Consider the following 16,496-nt stretch of genomic DNA (forward strand, 5'->3'; position numbering starts at 1 on the left):
GTTGTCGGGATTACGCTCCCAGTCTGGTTGCGAAATCGTGAATCCCCGAAGAAACTGAGCCAAAAAGCGTCAGATGATTAATTTTTGCCGTAGACGTCGTCCGGATGGAAATGAATTTCGGTATCAATGATGTTAAGTGACGTGACGCCATCCTTGGCGCCAACGACACGATAAAAGCACGAGCGCCGGCCGGTATGGCAGGTTGCGTCATGGCCGGCGACACGGACTTTCAGCCACAGTGCATCCTGATCGCAGTCGGTGCGGATTTCTTCAACGGTTTGCAGGTTACCGGACGTTTCACCCTTTTTCCAGAGGCTTTGGCGCGAGCGGCTGTAATAGTGGGCAATGCCGGTCTCGATGGTCAGCGCCAAAGCTTCGGCGTTCATGTGCGCCACCATCAACAAAACACCGTCTCCGGCATCGGTGACGACGGCAGTGATCAGTCCGTTGCTGTCGAAGCGGGGCGTGAAGGCGGAACCGGATTCCAGTTCCGCCTTGTCGGTGGACGGGCGGTCAAATTCAATTGTCATCGGAAAGGCTCCGGTTGACGGAGCTTACTTGAAGCCCCGCAGCATGGTCATGAAGCGGGCCTGTTCGGCGGGCTCGGTCTTGAAGGCGCCGGTAAAGGTGGTGGTCAATGTCGTCGAGCCCTGCTTCTGAACGCCACGCATCGCCATGCACATATGTTCAGCTTCGATCATCACGGCGACGCCGCGCGGCTGCAGCGTATCGTCGATCGCCTTGGCGATCTGCGCCGTCATGGTTTCCTGTGTCTGCAGGCGGCGGCCGAAGATATCGACAACGCGGGCGATCTTCGACAGGCCGAGCACCTTGCCATCCGGCAGGTAGGCGACATGCGCCCTGCCGATGATCGGAACCATGTGGTGTTCGCAATGCGAGAAGAACTGAAGGTCCTTGACGAGCACGATGTCGTCATAGCCGCCGACTTCCTCGAAGGTGCGGCCAAGAACATCCTCGGCAGCAAGGTCATAACCGGAAAACAGTTCCTTATAGGATTTGGCAACGCGCGCGGGCGTATCGAGAAGCCCTTCACGGGCCGGATCGTCACCGGCCCAGCGCAAGAGAACGCGAACGGCGTCCTCGGCTTCCTTCTGGCTCGGCCGGCCGTCAACGGTGGGCAGGGCAGGAAAATTCTTGACTATAGCGTCCATAATGGCCTCTTGGCGTAACACACGTTACTTGACGTTTATCTTTATCGGACAACTCGCCACTGGCCATTGACCTGACGTTTCAGGCCTGGTTTCCGTCGGCGGGCTCCGGGGCTTTTTGATTTGCAGAGGTTAAGGGCTCTGGATCATCCGGCACGGTTTCCCAAACAACAGGCGACTGTTCGCTCTTGCGAACCTGTCGCCCCCACACGACATACCATATAATATGCCGGGATACATGGGGAAGGGGCGCTGATGGAGACAGTGTGTTTTTTTCTGAGATACGATAGAAAATCATGCGCGGATTACCTGAAAGCGCGCAAAATGCATCGGACCGCGTCGAATGATGGATGAAATCTACAACAGCCGGATACTGGAATTTGCCGGCAATATTCCGAAAAGCGGCATGCTTACGCATCCCGATGCGGAGGCAAGCGCCCATTCCAAGTTGTGCGGCTCAAAGGTCCGCGTCTATCTGACGATGGATGGCGACACCGTCACCGACTTCGCCCATGAGGTCAAAGCCTGCGCGCTTGGACAGGCGTCGTCCTCGGTCATGGCCCGCCATGTCGTCGGCGCCACATCCTCCGAAATCCGCCAGGCGCGCGAAGACATGCTGGAGATGCTGAAGGCGGACGGCGAGGGGCCATCGGGCCGTTTCGAAGACATGCGGTTCCTCAAGCCGGTCAAGGATTACAAGGCCCGCCACGCCTCGACCATGCTGACTTTCGACGCCGTCGTCGATGCCATCGGCCAGGTCGAGGCTTCGCGTCTGGTCAAGGCTGCCGGCTGAGATGTGTGGTGAACCGGGATGTCAGGGCCATGAAACCGGCGACGCCAGACGGCCCTATTCAGGCCGCAACTATGCGGGACCGTTTCGAAAGACACCCGGGCGGCTGTTCGGCATGGCCTTCATCCGGCTCTATCAACTGACGCTGTCCGGCTTCATCGGCAATTCCTGCCGCCACATCCCCACCTGTTCAGAATACGGCTACGAGGCCATCGCCCGCCACGGTTTTTGGCCGGGCGGCTGGATGGTGTTGTTCCGCTTTCTGCGCTGCGGGCCTGGTGGGTCAAGCGGGCTCGATCCGGTGCCGGAAAAACTGCCGCCGTCGAAGCATTGGTATACGCCATGGCGCTACTGGCGGCCGGCGGCGGCGTCGCAATGACGGTCTATGTCGCGCTTCTCCACAGCATCATCCTCGGCGCCGGACGCCGCGTGGTGATGTCGGAGTTGCGCGCGACGGCGGAACGCATCGGATGCCGTGCGCCGCGGACATTGGTTGCGACCGGAAATCTGGTCTTCGACGCCGATCACGGCAGTGCTGCGGAGGTAGAAAAAGCGCTCGAGCAGGCCTTTGCCGAGGATTTCGGCAAGCCTGTCGATATCATCGCCCGGACTGCACAAGACTGGCTTGCGCTCGATGCCGGCAACCCGTTTCGCGCTGCAAGCGATGCGGAGGCGCAAAACATCGTTGTCCGGGTGATGCGCGCACCACTGGCTGACGACATTCCATCCACGCTCCAGCACCGTGGCAGTGGCGGCGAACAGATCCGGCTCGTCAACGGCGACCTCTGGATCCATTTTCCCGGCAAGCCGAGCGAGTCGAAATTGCTCTCGGCATTGACCACCAAACGCCTAGGCCCCGGCACATTCCGCAACTGGAATAGGGTGCGTGGCCTGACGGATATGATCAAAGCCTGATCAAGCCTGTTCTTTACTCCGTCACAAAAACGCTCTATCACCCGCGCGTCAATTTGCCGGCCGTGCCGGTTATCAACACCACCCGCATTCGTTGGCGGGACTGGACAAGGAAGAACACATGTCTGACGCTGTTTCCCTTAGATTTCCCGATGGTTCCGTCCGTGGTTATGCCGCTGGCACGACGGGCCGCGAAGTCGCCGAATCGATCTCCAAGTCGCTTGCAAAGAAGGCCATCGCGATCGCGCTGGATGGCGAGCTGCGCGACCTGTCCGATGCCGTCTTCACCGGCCGCCTCGAGATCGTCACCCGCGAAGATGCCCGCGCTCTGGAATTGATCCGCCACGACACGGCCCATGTGATGGCCGAGGCCGTGCAGGAACTGTGGCCGGGCACGCAGGTCACCATCGGCCCGGTGATCGAGAACGGCTTCTATTACGATTTTGCCAAGAATGAGCCTTTCACGCCCGACGATCTGCCGAAGATCGAAAAGCGGATGAAGGAGATCATCCAGCGCAACAAGCCCTTCACCAAGGAAATCTGGCCGCGCGACAAGGCGCGCCAGGTGTTTGCCGACAGGGGCGAGGCCTACAAGGTTGAGCTGGTCGATGCGATCTCGGCCGATCAGGACCTGAAAATCTACTATCAGGGCGACTGGTTCGATCTCTGCCGCGGTCCGCATATGGCCTCCACCGGCCAGATCGGCAATGCATTCAAGCTGATGCGGGTGGCCGGTGCCTATTGGCGCGGTGACTCAAACAATCCGATGCTGACACGCATCTACGGCACGGCCTGGCGTACCCAGGAAGAGCTCGACCAGTACCTGCACATTCTGGCCGAAGCCGAAAAGCGCGACCATCGCCGGCTTGGCCGCGAAATGGACCTGTTCCATTTCCAGGAAGAAGGCCCGGGCGTCGTTTTCTGGCACGGCAAGGGCTGGCGCGTCTTCCAGACGCTGGTCGCCTATATGCGCCGCCGTCTGGCCGGTACCTACCAGGAAGTCAACGCACCGCAGGTGCTCGACAAGTCGCTCTGGGAAACCTCCGGCCACTGGGGCTGGTACCGCGACAACATGTTCAAGGTAACGGTCGCCGGTGACGAAACCGATGACGAGCGCGTCTTTGCGCTGAAGCCGATGAACTGCCCCGGCCATATCCAGATCTTCAAGCATGGCCTGAAATCCTATCGCGAACTGCCGATCCGGCTTGCCGAGTTCGGCAACGTTCACCGCTACGAGCCTTCGGGGGCGCTGCATGGACTGATGCGGGTGCGCGGCTTTACGCAGGACGACGCGCATGTGTTCTGTACGGACGAGCAGATGGCGGCGGAATGCTTGCGCATCAACGATCTGATCCTGTCGGTCTATCAGGACTTCGGCTTCAAGGAAGTCGTCGTCAAGCTCTCGACCCGTCCGGAAAAGCGCGTCGGCGACGATGCGCTCTGGGATCGCGCCGAAAGCGTCATGATGGACGTGCTGAAGACAATCGAAGCGCAGTCGGAAGGCCGCATCAAGACCGGTATTCTACCCGGCGAGGGCGCTTTCTACGGCCCGAAGTTCGAATATACGCTGAAGGATGCCATCGGCCGTGAATGGCAGTGCGGCACGACGCAGGTCGATTTCAACCTGCCCGAACGTTTTGGTGCCTTCTACATCGACAGCAATTCGGAAAAGACCCAGCCAGTGATGATCCACCGCGCCATCTGCGGTTCGATGGAGCGCTTCCTCGGCATCCTGATCGAGAATTTTGCCGGCCATTTCCCGCTGTGGCTCTCGCCGCTGCAGGTCGTTGTCGCCACGATCACGTCGGAAGCCGACGACTACGGCCGTGAAGTTGCCGAGCTGCTGCGCGATGCCGGTCTTGAAGTCGAGACCGATTTCCGCAACGAGAAGATCAACTACAAGGTCCGCGAGCATTCGGTGACCAAGGTTCCGGTGATCATCGTTTGCGGCATGCGCGAAGCCGAAGAGCGGACGGTGAATATCCGTAGGCTCGGTTCACAGGCGCAGACGCCGATGACATTGGACGAGGCAATCGCCTCGCTGGTGTCTGAAGCAACACCGCCGGATGTGAAGCGCAAGGCTGAGCGGCGGAGCAAGGCCAAGGCCTGATCATCCGCGAAAGTGTGTATGAAGCGACAAGAAGGTGTGGCAGCGCCGCACCTTCAGTCTTCTGTCAGAAAACTGTAACATGAGCAGACTATCCGGTTGATGCGTGATCGGCGGACAGAAATGCCTGCCGCAAGAGCGCAAATCCGGTAAAATCGAAATGCCTGTGCTGCGTCCCTTCGGGCGCACCTTTTGGGAACGGGGAACACCGTGCAGTTCAAAGAGCTGTCTTACGCCAACGAAAATGATCGACGGCTGAAACGTTGGTTTATCCGTTCCATGGAAGGGCTTGCCGGGCGCAATCGTTATGCCCGGCTTTACACGCAGTGGCGCGACACAATTGTCGGCAAGAGCGACCGGATTTTCGGGGAAATGCTCGACCTGATCAATGTGCGCGTCCGCGTCCAGGGCGAATGGCCGCCGCGCCATCTGCCGGATACGCCCGTGGTCATCGTCGCCAACCATCCCTTCGGCATAGGGGACGGCATTGCCGTCCTATCGCTTGCCGAACAGCTCGGCCGCCCGTTCCGGGTGCTGATCAACAACGAACTCTTGAAGGTGCCGGAAATGGCGCCCTATTCGTTGCCGATCTCGTTTGAGGAAACCAAGGAGGCCTTGGCGATCAACATGCAGACGCGCCACGAGGCCGTGCGGCTCCTCAAGGAAGGCGTCACCCTGATCGTCTTTCCGGCGGGTGGTGTTGCGACCGCGAAAAAAGGATTCGGCAGGGCCGAAGATCTGCCGTGGAAAATGTTTCCGGCCAAACTCATCCAGGCGGCCAAGGCAAGCGTTATCCCGATCTATTTCGAAGGTCAGAACGGCAGGTTGTTTCACCTGGCCAGCAAGCTCTCGCTGACCTTGCGCATCTCGCTGTTGATCCGTGAGTTTCGCAGGCTTTCCGGCACGACCATCTCATCGCGCATCGGTCAACTGATTTCCTGGGAAGAATTGAGCGCAATTGCCGATCGCAAGGATATTCTGACGCGGATCTATGACGGCGTATTCTGCATGGCACCGCCACGCCGCGGTTTCCTCAGCAGGGTTGCGTCTTAAAAAGTCAATCCACCACGTCCTCCGCAGCGTTCTTCTGTTCGGCGGCGTTTTCATTGAGCAGGACCTCGACATCGGTATTGACGCCGGCCTTGACGATAAAATCGCGCTGGAAAATCTTCTCATTGTTGCGGGCGATAGCCGAATAGCTGCCTTCGGCCAGCACCAGCGTCGGGAAAGCGCCGACGCTTTCGCTGACGACGTCGCCGGATGAGGTCAGGATCGACCAGGCCGTATCGGCAATGGCTTCGCCACCGGGCTCCGAGACAAGCTTCAGCGTCAGTTTGGCGGCGCGGTGCTGGATTGTCGCCTCCGTCAGCTTGCCGGCTTCCACCTGGATATCGGCGCGGATGACGGCATTGACCGAGCCGTAATTGGAAACGACGTGATAGGTGCCGGTGTTCAACCGGATGACCGTGTTCGGCTTGACGTCGGCAACAACCAGCGCCCGTTCGCCGTCTTCCTGTGGATCAGCAGAAAAGATCGAAAAACTTAGTTCGCCCGGTGGGATGCGCACGTCGCTTCCGGATACGGCGTTCAGCATGACACCGCCGGCATCCAGCACCAGCACCTGTTTATCGGCAAGGCCAGCCTCCGCCACCAGGATCTTGCGGGTGGCGCCCGCACGGCCGAAGGCGACATTGACGAAATATTCGCCGGGAATGAGCTGGAACGCAGCCGACCCACCCTCCGACGTTGCCACCAGCGGCAGCTTGCCGTCCGAGCCGGGGATGGGGCTGAAAACACGCCAGGTCAGGCCCTGTTCCACAGACGCACCCTTGTCCGTCAGATGTGCTTCCAGCTGGATATCCTTGGCGGTCGGGCCCTGCGTGGCGGCATCCGGGACCGTCGGATTGAAGCTGTTGAGCTTCGGCATTTTTTGGGATGGCGCGGCGATCGCCGGAAAGGCCTTGAAAGGGTCGGCAAGCTCCTGTGCCTGCGGCGCACGGGTGCCAACTGTTGCTAGAACGAGCGCTATGGTGACAGCGCGAACGTGACCGGCCTTGATGCGCATGGGGTGGTTGACATCCTGAGTGTGTGGCTCCACTTGAAACGCCGATATGGCAATTTCGTGGCTGCCCTCGTGGTAGCGGCGTGCGGTGGCAAACTAGTGGAAATGGACGGCAATGAAAACTGAAATCAGCCTGCGTGATTATCTGGCAACCCGCCGCTCTATCCCGGCCTTTCAGATGGGTGGACCAGGCCCGGATACGGCTGAGATCGAGGAGATGCTGACGCTTGCATCGCGCGTGCCCGATCATGGCAAGCTCGCGCCCTGGCGGTTCATCGTCTATCGCGGCGCGGAGCGGGTTCGCATCAGTGCTGAACTGGCAAAAATGGCGCTCTCAGCCAAGCCCGATCTTTCCGAAGAGATGATCAAGGTGGAGAACGCCCGCCTGTCGCGCGCGCCCGTCGTCGTCGCCGTCGTCAGCAAGGCCGCCCCGCATTTCAAGGTTCCGGAATGGGAGCAGGTGATGTCGGCCGGTGCCGTCTGCCTCAACCTTTTGATGGCTGCCAACGCGCTTGGGTTCTGCTCGAACTGGCTGACGGAATGGTACGCCTTTGATGAAAAGGCTCATAAGCTGCTCGGCGTTCAGCCCGGTGAAAAGATCGCCGGCTTCATTCATATCGGCACGCCGCAGGTTCCACCGACGGAGCGCCCGCGGCCGGAGCTTGCCGACATCGTCACCTGGGTCGGTGAGGACGCCTGATGTTTTATGCGACCGGGGAAAACGCCCATGGCCTTGCCCATGATCCCTTCAAGGCCATCGTCTCGCCGCGGCCGATCGGCTGGATCGGATCACGGGCTGCCGATGGCAGCCTCAATCTGGCGCCCTATTCCTTCTTCAATGCGATCAGCGATACGCCGAAGCTGGTGATGTTCTCCTCGTCCGGCCGCAAGGATTCGGTCCGCAATATCGAGGAAACACGAGAGTTCACCGCCAATTTCGTCAGCTTCGACATCCGCGAGAAAATGAACATCACTTCCGCTCCGGCGCCGCATGGCGAGAGCGAGTTCGCGCTGGCCGGGTTGACGCCCGTCGAAGGGCAGTTTGTTCAGGCACCCTTCGTTGCCGAAGCTTACGCGGCACTCGAATGCAAGGTGACGGAAATATTCCAGCCGAAGGGGCTCGATGGAACGCTGTCTGAAAACCACGTGGTCATCGGTCAGGTTGTCGGCATTCACATTCGTGACGAAGCGATCCGTGACGGCCGGCTCGATATGGCCAAGGTCCGGCCGGTCGGCCGCATGGGCTATATGGATTATTGCGATGCCGGCGACGTTTTTGAGATGTTCCGGCCCAAACGTTAAGGACGAACATCCTGACCCGCTGCCAGCGCCTCTAGTTGCGCGGCGTTGCGCGTTACCACGCCGGAAAAGCCGTCGGCTAAGGCGATCTCGCGTATGGTGCCCGGATACTTTTCCGTCTCCTTCAGCAGTTCGTAGCAGGCAATACCTGCCTGCCTTGCCTTGATGACGGCAATGCCACGGGCAAGGACAAGCGGTGCGCCAATCCTTGACGCTGCCGTGTTGAAGGCCTGGCTTGCCGTCGCCTGCGTCAGGCCCTCGCTGTCGAAAATGATGGCTTTCAGACGTCGGGATACACCTTTCAGCGATACCGGAGAAAGAAGGAATGTCGGGTTTTCGCCAAGCTCGGCAACCAAGGCCATTGATCCCGCCTCGATCCCGTGGATCGCTTCCGCGACCCGCAGCATGGCGTCGAATTTCTGGATATCGGCGACACCGCCACAGCCGGAAAGCACGAAACCATGTGGCCGCAGCGCCACCAGCCGCTCGATCGCGCTCTGACCGGTTTCATCGTCCGGCTCGCCAACGCGAAACAGCGTTACGCCTGCCGTCGATCGCCTGTGCGCGAGTATCGGCTGTATTTCGGGCACTGCCCTCTCGCTTACCCAGTCTTTGCGGATATCGACGATCAGGGTCACGGCTCCGGATGCCTCGATTTGCGGCGGCAGCGCGTCCTGTGCCGTGCAAAGCATCGGCAACGTCATTTCGAAGCCATTAACGGACATGGTGAACCAATCTTAAACCTTTGATCGCTAACGTATGGAACACCATGATTGTGGCTGGTTGGTGTGTAGTGAGGCGTCGGTGATCATTCAAGCATTTCTTCGTTGGGTCGAGACCGCAAAAACCGGCGATCGGGTCCGGGCAGCGCAGGCGTTGGGCCGTGCTTACGTCGCGGCCGAGATGAATAGGCTTGACGAGCATGCCGCCGAAATGGCGATGACCTTTCTGCTCGACGATCCCTCCCCAAAAGTCCGGTTAGCGCTGGCTGAAGCCGTCGCCGATTGCACTCGTATTCCCCGAACGATCATCCTGTCACTGGCCGAAGACCAGCCTGAAACCGCCTATGCCGTCATTTCGCGTTCTCCTGTGCTCAACGATATGGATCTTGTCGATCTTGCTGCCAAGGGCACGCCTGAAACCCGTGCGGTCATCGCCGCCCGCCAGGCGATGTCGCGGCCCGTTGCTGCGGCCATTGCCGAGATCGGCGGCGAGGAAGAGGTTTTGATCCTGCTCGAAAATGAGCAGGCGCGGTTTTCCTGCCGGACGTTGAAACGCTTGAGTGACCGGCTCGGCCATCTCTGGTCGGTCCGCAACACGTTGCTTGACCGTGATGATCTGCCGGCCGATGCCCGGCATGCACTGGTCGAAAAGGTTGGCGCTGCCCTTTCCGGATTTGGCCTCGTGCAGGCCGCGATTGGCGAACGCCGCGTCGAACGGATCACCCGCGAAGCCTGTGACAGGGCTGCCGTCGGCATGGCCGGGGTAGCTAAGGCCGATCAGATCCCCAATCTCGTCGAACATCTTCGGGTAACCGGACGGTTGACGCCGGCTTTCCTTCTGAACGCATTGTGCTCTGGAAAGATCGATTTTTTTGCAGCCGCCATCGTCAACCTGTCTGATGTCGCCGACAAGCGGGTGCGCTCGATCCTGTCCGATGGCCGTATCCATTCCATCCGGGCTCTGTTCGAAAGTGCCGGCCTTGGTCGCGATGTCAGCGCACTTTTTGGCGAAGCGGTGCTGATCTGGCGCAAGGAAAACCGGGTTGGTTCACCCACCGTAACGGCGACGATTTCTGCCGCCTTGTTGTCGAAACTGCGCGGCAGGAGCCAGGCATCCGATGCGTCAGGTGGCCTTGCTGATCTCATCGAGAAACTGACCATTGCAGAACAGCGCCAGACCGCCCGCGATTATGCGCTGCTCGCTGCGCGCGAAGCGGCCTGATTTTTCAGGAGGGCCGTGTTGACGTGTCGAGCAGGCGCATCAGGGCGGCCAACCGCTGGTCCAGTTTTTCAAGTCCATTGGGCGCTTTCTTGATTCCATCCAGACAGACGTAGAGCAGATCGGCCAGCGCTTCGGCTGAAAGGCCGGTTGCGGAGAGCGAAATCTCTTTTCGAGACGCTGCAGTCCTCACGGCATCCTCTATCAGTTCACGCAGGCGAAGCGACGTTGCCGCATTGATATCTCCGGCCAGCATCATGGTTGCTTCGAACAGTTCCAGTCCGTGTGTGCTGGCCTTGACGGGCGCCATGATCATCATGGTGAAATCCGTCAGCGCATTTTCCATTCGCAGGATGAAGGGGCTGGACGAGGAGAAACCCGCCTCCGCCGCCTTCAGCGCCTCGCCCTGATGCCATGTCATCAGCGACCGGAACAGGTCATCCTTGTTTTTGAAATGCAGGTAAAGCGCTGCGCGCGACGTCATGGCGGCATCGGCAATGTCCTGCATCGATGTCTTCTTGAAGCCATAGCGGGTAAAAACCTCGATGGCCGCCGTCATGATATGCTTCTTCTTTTCGTCCATCATGCTGGATTGACACTTTGGACTAATAATGTCAAACTGACAAAATAGACCAAAAACGTCAGAATGACACACGAGAGGTAAAACGATGAGTGATGATACAGGCAGACTGATCGCCGTGACAGGCATAGGCGGGTTTCTCGGCCGCCATGTCGCAGCACAATTGTTGTTGTCCGGATTTGAGGTTCGTGGAACCTTGCGGTCGCTGAAAAAGGCAAAGTCCATCGAGGAGGCGATCCGGTCCGCCAGGGGCGTCACAGGTGGAAAGCTGTCCTTCGCTGTTGCGGATCTGACATCGGACGACGGCTGGGATGCGGCATTTTCCGGCGTAACGGAGGTGATCCATACAGCATCGCCTTTTCCGTCAAGCGTTCCAAAAGATGAAAATGACCTCATCCTGCCGGCGCGCGCGGGAACGTTGCGCGTCCTACGTGCTGCAAAAGATGCCGGCGTTCGCCGTGTGGTGCTGACATCCTCTATCGCTGCCGTCAGCTACGGTCCGGGCAGGGCGCCTTTCACGGAAACCGACTGGACCGATGTCAACGGGCCGTTGGCCACGCCCTACTACAAATCGAAGACACTGGCTGAACGGGCCGCCTGGGATTTTGCCCGCGAAAACGGCCTTGAGCTGGTTGTCGTCAATCCGGGCATGATCCTCGGCCCCATCCTCGGCACGGAAACCGGGACGTCGGTGGGGCTCGTGCAAAGACTGATGAAGGGCCGTTATCCTGCCATGCCGGATTTCAGCGTTCCGGTCGTCGATGTGCGCGATGCAGCGCAGGCGCATGTTCTGGCCATGACGACCCCTGAGGCCGCCGGCGAACGTTTCATCATCGCCGGCGAAGCACTATCGATCAAGGACATCGTCACAGTCCTGAAACGGGATTTTCCGGCCTATGCAAAAAAACTACCAAAATTCGTTCTGCCCAACTGGCTGGCGGGAATAGCCTCGCGCTTCGATCCGGGTCTGAAGCTGATTGCCGGTGAGCTTGGCCGCGACGCGCGCATCTCGAACGAAAAGGCCAGACGTTTGCTAGGCTGGAAGCCGCGTTCGGAGGACGAGGCGATCCGTGCCAGCGTCGAAAGCCTGATTGCTGCCGGGCTGGTATAGGCTTACTTCGTGAATTTCCGCGCCACCCAGGAATAACCGTCCTCGATATAGTGGACGGGCTTGGTCACGGCACTGCGAAGGGTCGATCCGTCTGGCATGGCACCGGTGATCATCGCCAGCGTCCGGCGCGGCAGGCTCGGCCGTTTCTGTTCGGTGGTGGGCGGTGCCGGTATGGCGTCCGGCGTGACGGCTTGAGACTGATCGAGCGTCGGCTGGGTCTTCGGCTCCGGTGCCGGGTCTTTGGCATTGGCCATCGTGTCGCCGGATGTTTCGCAGACCGCGACGATCACCGGATAATTGACGTTGGAGAATTTTGGCAATTGCTTCTGCGATTCCGCATCGCAGACGGCAATGCTCTGCCACGTGCCGCTGATCGTCGAGACGTAGTGGCATTGGCTGACGCTGTCGTCGCAGCCGAGAATTGTCATGACGATCAGGGCAGGAATCATCGCGGATGTTTCTCCAATTGCTGACGATATCGCTCCGAAGGAGCGATGATTCTAAGTGCGCTGAACTAAGTGCGCGTTTGCTTCGGAAGTAAGGCGAAGTCGGAAAAGGTTGGAAACAATTTGTTTCTGCCGGTTGTGGCGGGTGAGGGGCGGTTGTCGAATATAGCGAGATTTGCCGTCTGTCGTTTTCAATGCTGAGCTTTTAGTGTTGACTGCGAACGGCATGAATCGAGCTGTGAAGGAACAACGCCAAGTGACTCTGACCATTGAAAAAGAATCGCCTCGTCAACCGGGCGTCCTAAACCTGCTCGACCAATCCGACGCCTATGCGCAGTCGCTTTATCCGGCCGAAAGCAATCACCTTGTCGATGTCTCGACACTGGAAAAACAGTCGGTTTCCTTCTTCGTCGCCCGTCATGAAGGTAACGTTGTCGGCTGTTGTGCGCTGGTGGATGCAGGTGACGGCAGCGCCGAGATCAAGCGCATGTTCGTCGATCCGCAGGCGCGTGGCCTGAAGATCGGCCGCAAGCTGCTCGAGCATCTCGAGGGGCACGGCCGCGATAGTGGGTTATCGGCGATCCGGCTCGAGACCGGTATCTATCAGCCGGAAGCGATCGGCCTCTACAAGACTGCCGGCTATGTGGAAATCGGGCCATTCGGTTCTTATCAGACCGACCCGTTCAGCCTGTTCATGGAAAAGGCGATCGCCTGAGCGCTTAAGCAAGCTCCCCGAAGCAGAAAACCGTTTCCGCTCCGTTGGTTGGAGCGGAAAGCTGAATCAATTCAACAGCGTGGTGAATCTGCTTCTGAAGGCCTTCAGGCTAGATATCCAGGTTGTCCGCAAACACGGCGCGTTCCTGGATAAAGCGGAAGCGGGCGTCGGCCTTGGTGCCCATCAGGTTGTCGACGGCTTCGCGTGTGCCTTCGAAATCCACCTCGTCGATGGCGACCTTCAAGAGTGTCCGCTTGGAAGGATCCATCGTGGTTTCCTTCAGCTGGGCCGGCATCATTTCGCCAAGGCCCTTGAAGCGGCCGATCTCGACCTTGCCGCGGCCGTTGAATTCCGTCTCCATCAGTTCCACCCGATGGGCGTCGTCGCGGGCGTAGAGTGTCCTTGCCCCTTGGGTAATGCGGTAGAGCGGCGGCACGGCCAGATAGAGATGTCCGCCCCGAACGAGCTCCGGCATTTCCTGGTAGAAGAAGGTGATCAGCAGCGAGGCGATATGGGCGCCGTCGACGTCGGCATCGGTCATGACGATGACGCGCTCGTAGCGCAGGTCTTCCTCACGATACTTGCTGCGCGTGCCGCACCCAAGCGCCTGCACGAGATCGCTGATCTGCTGGTTGGCCCCGAGCTTCTCGCGGCCGGCGCTGGCAACGTTGAGAATCTTGCCGCGCAGCGGCAGGATCGCCTGGTTGGAGCGGTTGCGCGCCTGCTTGGCCGAGCCACCGGCCGAATCGCCTTCGACGATGAACAGTTCGGCGCCCTCGGCCGAATTCTGCGAGCAGTCGGCGAGCTTGCCCGGCAGGCGCAGCTTGCGCACCGCCGATTTGCGGGTGACCTCTTTTTCCTTGCGGCGGCGCACCCGTTCATCGGCACGCTCGATCACCCATTCCAAGAGCTTGTGGGCTTCCTGCGGGTTGTCGGCGAGAAAATGGTCGAAGGGATCGCGCAGCGCATTTTCGACGATGCGCTGGGCCTCGACGGTCGCCAGCTTGTCCTTGGTCTGGCCGACGAATTCCGGCTCGCGGATGAACACCGACAGCATGCCTGCCGCCGAAATCATCACGTCTTCGGTGGTAACGATCGCCGCGCGCTTGTTCTGCGTCAGTTCGGCGTAGGCCTTCAGGCCCTTGGTCAGCGCTATGCGGAAGCCGGCTTCATGCGTGCCGCCTTCGGGTGTCGGAATGGTGTTGCAATATGAATGCACGATGCTGTCGCCACCATACCAGGTGACCGCCCATTCCATTGCGCCATGGCCGCCGGTTTTTTCCGTCTTGCCGGCAAAGATTTCGCGGGTGACGGTGAATTCCTTGCCCATCGTCGCCTGCAGATAGTCCTTCAGGCCACCGGGGAAGTGGAACACGGCCTTGTCGGGCGTATCCGTGCCTTCGATCAGTGTCGGATCGCAGGACCAGCGGATTTCGACGCCGCCGAACAGATAAGCCTTGGACCGCGCCATGCGGAACAGCCGGGCCGGATCGAATTTTGCGTGCGAGCCAAAAATCTCTGGGTCCGGGTGGAATTTGACCTTGGTGCCGCGCCGATTCTGGACGTCGCCCAATTCCTCGATCCCGCCCTGCGGAATGCCGCGCGAAAAACGCTGGCGATAGAGCTTGCGGTTGCGGGCAACCTCGACTTCCAGAATGTCTGACAGCGCGTTGACGACGGAAACACCGACACCGTGCAGACCGCCCGATGTTTCATAGACCTTGCTGTCGAACTTGCCGCCCGCGTGCAGGATGGTCATGATCACTTCGAGCGTCGACTTGCCCGGAAATTTCGGATGGTTCTCGACCGGGATGCCGCGGCCGTTATCGGTGACCGATAGGCAGCCTTCGGCATCGAGATGCACGTCGATAAAGTTGGCGTGTCCGGCAACCGCTTCGTCCATCGAGTTGTCGATGACTTCCGCAAACAGATGGTGCAGCGCCTTTTCGTCCGTACCGCCGATATACATGCCCGGCCGCCGGCGAACCGGCTCCAGCCCTTCCAGCACCTCGATCGTCGATGCATTGTAGTCGCCGGTATCGGCCTTCAGCGTCGTGGAGGCGCCGCTGCGCTGCTCCACGGCAGGAACGGCGGCAGGCGTTACAACAACCGGCTTCGGCACGACGGGATCCGTCGCAGGCTTCGGTACCTCGGGGAATGCTGAAAAGAGATCGTTGCTGTCGGTCATAGTCTATTTTGATGTCTTTCCGTGGTGGCGGCTTCAGACCCAGGCCGGGGTGCGGGCTGAGCCGTCAGGAATGTCTGCACGAATCGCCGGAATTCTGCCAAATTCTTGGAACGGTAGCGACCAGGCCAGCCTTGTGGTCAAGCCGCGCGCGCCAACACGCCGATCATGCCTTCAATAGTCCCAACTGTTGCTTTGCGGAAGGTCCGATGGCAAGGCTTGGATCAAAAGAGGAACATTCCGGATGCACCTGTCCACAGCTCATTTGACCTTTCGCGTTGTTTTTGCCTCGATTGTCATGATCGCCCTGGCCTTGCCGGCGCGGGCAGCACCGCTGAAGCCGTTCAAGGATGAGCTGTTTTCCTACGGAACGGTGCTGGAAACCGCGGATGATGGCGATTACCGTGTCGTCGATTACGATAAGATGCGCGATATCCACGGCCGTGACCTAGAGCCGGAACGCCGGGTAAGGCGGGCCTATGTGTCGCTCAGTGTCAAGAGCGCGCAGGCCAACGAGACGCTTGATTTGGCCAGCCGGCCGCTCGATGTAATGCGGGTCGGTGCCCCCAGTGGTGCGGCATTCACGGTCATCTTCATCCATGGCCGGGGAGGCGACCGGCGGCTCGGCGCCAATGACTGGTCGTTCGGCGGCAATTTCAACCGGCTGAAGAACCTCGCTGTCGAAAACGGCGGTGTCTACTATGCCCCGAGCATGCGCTCCTTTGACGATGCGGGCGTCGCAGATATCGCCGGATTGATTGCCTATGCCCAGCAGCAATCACCGGGCCGGCCGGTGGTGCTTGCCTGCGCCTCGATGGGCAGCTTCATCTGCTGGGGCCTCGCCCGCAATCCGCAGGCGGTTGCGGCCCTCAAGGGCATGATGATCATGGGAGGCCCAACCGATCCCACCTTCAGCAAGAGCGCCGCCTACAAAAAGAAACTACCGATCTTCTTCAGCCACGGCAGCGACGACAGCGTCTATGCAGTAGCCGATCAGATCGCGTTCTACCGGTCATTGAAGAAAGCGAACTATCCCAGCCGCTTCGTACTGTTCCAGACCGGGTCGCATGGAACTCCCATCCGCATGACGGACTGGCGCGATGCACTGAACTGGATCGGGCTTGAATGAAGCTCCGAATATATCCGGGATTCGTTAACCAACGCAGCAAATTGAAACTC

Annotated in this window: 18 protein-coding genes; 11 read left to right on the forward strand and 7 right to left on the reverse strand. The window is 59.6% G+C overall.

All coding sequences use genetic code 11. The features are described 5' to 3' along the window. Positions 1-77 precede the first annotated feature (77 nt). A complete protein-coding gene (gene hisI / locus ACQY8Q_RS21640; protein ID WP_428428419.1) occupies positions 78-530 on the reverse strand; it encodes a phosphoribosyl-AMP cyclohydrolase in 453 nt (150 codons plus the stop codon). 24 nt (positions 531-554) lie between these two features. Next, positions 555-1,172 carry a GTP cyclohydrolase I FolE gene (gene folE / locus ACQY8Q_RS21645; RefSeq protein ID WP_428428421.1) on the reverse strand — a complete coding sequence of 206 codons (618 nt, stop codon included), beginning with the start codon at positions 1,170-1,172 and terminating at the stop codon, positions 555-557. A gap of 340 nt (positions 1,173-1,512) precedes the next feature. On the opposite strand from folE, the gene ACQY8Q_RS21650 reads away from it, so the two are divergent. The 5 genes from ACQY8Q_RS21650 to ACQY8Q_RS21670 all read left to right on the forward strand — a co-directional run bounded on the left by ACQY8Q_RS21650 (position 1,513) and on the right by ACQY8Q_RS21670 (position 6,031). Further along, on the forward strand, positions 1,513-1,962 hold the full coding sequence (locus tag ACQY8Q_RS21650; RefSeq protein ID WP_428428423.1) for an iron-sulfur cluster assembly scaffold protein: 450 nt from the start codon (positions 1,513-1,515) through the stop codon (positions 1,960-1,962). Position 1,963: 1 nt separating this feature from the next. Beyond that, a complete protein-coding gene (yidD, locus tag ACQY8Q_RS21655; protein ID WP_428428424.1) occupies positions 1,964-2,338 on the forward strand; it encodes a membrane protein insertion efficiency factor YidD in 375 nt (124 codons plus the stop codon). Then, positions 2,335-2,874 (forward strand): DUF1697 domain-containing protein, encoded by a 540-nt coding sequence (locus ACQY8Q_RS21660; RefSeq protein ID WP_428429843.1) that lies wholly within the window; start codon positions 2,335-2,337, stop codon positions 2,872-2,874. The genes yidD and ACQY8Q_RS21660 overlap by 4 nt, the downstream gene beginning before the upstream one ends. A gap of 118 nt (positions 2,875-2,992) precedes the next feature. Continuing rightward, positions 2,993-4,981, forward strand: a complete 1,989-nt coding sequence (gene thrS / locus ACQY8Q_RS21665; RefSeq protein WP_428428425.1) for a threonine--tRNA ligase — start codon at positions 2,993-2,995, stop codon at positions 4,979-4,981. Between the two features lie 207 nt (positions 4,982-5,188). Further along, complete coding sequence (locus ACQY8Q_RS21670) at positions 5,189-6,031, forward strand: lysophospholipid acyltransferase family protein (RefSeq protein ID WP_428428427.1); 843 nt, start codon at positions 5,189-5,191, stop codon at positions 6,029-6,031. Between the two features lie 4 nt (positions 6,032-6,035). Here the strand turns inward: ACQY8Q_RS21670 and ACQY8Q_RS21675 are convergent, their stop codons facing one another. Then, complete coding sequence (locus tag ACQY8Q_RS21675) at positions 6,036-7,043, reverse strand: hypothetical protein (protein WP_428428428.1); 1,008 nt, start codon at positions 7,041-7,043, stop codon at positions 6,036-6,038. Between the two features lie 112 nt (positions 7,044-7,155). Between ACQY8Q_RS21675 and ACQY8Q_RS21680 the strand changes: the two genes are divergently transcribed. Further along, positions 7,156-7,740, forward strand: coding sequence for a nitroreductase family protein (locus ACQY8Q_RS21680; protein ID WP_428428429.1), 585 nt, complete (start codon positions 7,156-7,158; stop codon positions 7,738-7,740). Continuing rightward, on the forward strand, positions 7,740-8,342 hold the full coding sequence (locus tag ACQY8Q_RS21685) for a flavin reductase family protein (RefSeq protein WP_428428430.1): 603 nt from the start codon (positions 7,740-7,742) through the stop codon (positions 8,340-8,342). The genes ACQY8Q_RS21680 and ACQY8Q_RS21685 overlap by 1 nt, the downstream gene beginning before the upstream one ends. Here the strand turns inward: ACQY8Q_RS21685 and ACQY8Q_RS21690 are convergent. After that, on the reverse strand, positions 8,339-9,064 hold the full coding sequence (locus ACQY8Q_RS21690) for a hypothetical protein (RefSeq protein WP_428428431.1): 726 nt from the start codon (positions 9,062-9,064) through the stop codon (positions 8,339-8,341). The genes ACQY8Q_RS21685 and ACQY8Q_RS21690 overlap by 4 nt on opposite strands. 79 nt (positions 9,065-9,143) lie before the next feature. Here ACQY8Q_RS21690 and ACQY8Q_RS21695 point away from each other — a divergent pair, with 79 nt between their 5' ends. After that, positions 9,144-10,283 (forward strand): DUF2336 domain-containing protein, encoded by a 1,140-nt coding sequence (locus ACQY8Q_RS21695; RefSeq protein WP_428428432.1) that lies wholly within the window; start codon positions 9,144-9,146, stop codon positions 10,281-10,283. Positions 10,284-10,287: 4 nt separating this feature from the next. Here ACQY8Q_RS21695 and ACQY8Q_RS21700 read toward each other — a convergent pair whose 3' ends face one another. Then, positions 10,288-10,866, reverse strand: a complete 579-nt coding sequence (locus ACQY8Q_RS21700) for a TetR/AcrR family transcriptional regulator (RefSeq protein ID WP_428428433.1) — start codon at positions 10,864-10,866, stop codon at positions 10,288-10,290. 82 nt (positions 10,867-10,948) lie between these two features. On the opposite strand from ACQY8Q_RS21700, the gene ACQY8Q_RS21705 reads away from it, so the two are divergent. Further along, entirely contained in the window at positions 10,949-11,971 is a 1,023-nt protein-coding gene (locus tag ACQY8Q_RS21705) for an SDR family oxidoreductase (RefSeq protein ID WP_428428434.1), read from the forward strand. Between the two features lie 2 nt (positions 11,972-11,973). On the opposite strand, the gene ACQY8Q_RS21710 is transcribed toward ACQY8Q_RS21705, so the two are convergent. After that, positions 11,974-12,420: a hypothetical protein gene (locus ACQY8Q_RS21710; protein ID WP_428428435.1), complete on the reverse strand. Its 447-nt coding sequence runs from the start codon at positions 12,418-12,420 to the stop codon at positions 11,974-11,976. Positions 12,421-12,643: 223 nt separating this feature from the next. Here ACQY8Q_RS21710 and ACQY8Q_RS21715 point away from each other — a divergent pair, with 223 nt between their 5' ends. Further along, complete coding sequence (locus ACQY8Q_RS21715) at positions 12,644-13,132, forward strand: GNAT family N-acetyltransferase (protein ID WP_428428436.1); 489 nt, start codon at positions 12,644-12,646, stop codon at positions 13,130-13,132. Between the two features lie 109 nt (positions 13,133-13,241). On the opposite strand, the gene parE is transcribed toward ACQY8Q_RS21715, so the two are convergent. After that, positions 13,242-15,320: a DNA topoisomerase IV subunit B gene (gene parE / locus ACQY8Q_RS21720; RefSeq protein ID WP_428428437.1), complete on the reverse strand. Its 2,079-nt coding sequence runs from the start codon at positions 15,318-15,320 to the stop codon at positions 13,242-13,244. Between the two features lie 241 nt (positions 15,321-15,561). On the opposite strand from parE, the gene ACQY8Q_RS21725 reads away from it, so the two are divergent. After that, entirely contained in the window at positions 15,562-16,446 is an 885-nt protein-coding gene (locus ACQY8Q_RS21725; protein WP_428428438.1) for an alpha/beta hydrolase, read from the forward strand. Positions 16,447-16,496: the final 50 nt, after the last annotated feature.

The organism is Pararhizobium sp. (assembly GCF_965279435.1).
GTDB lineage: Bacteria > Pseudomonadota > Alphaproteobacteria > Rhizobiales > Rhizobiaceae > Pararhizobium.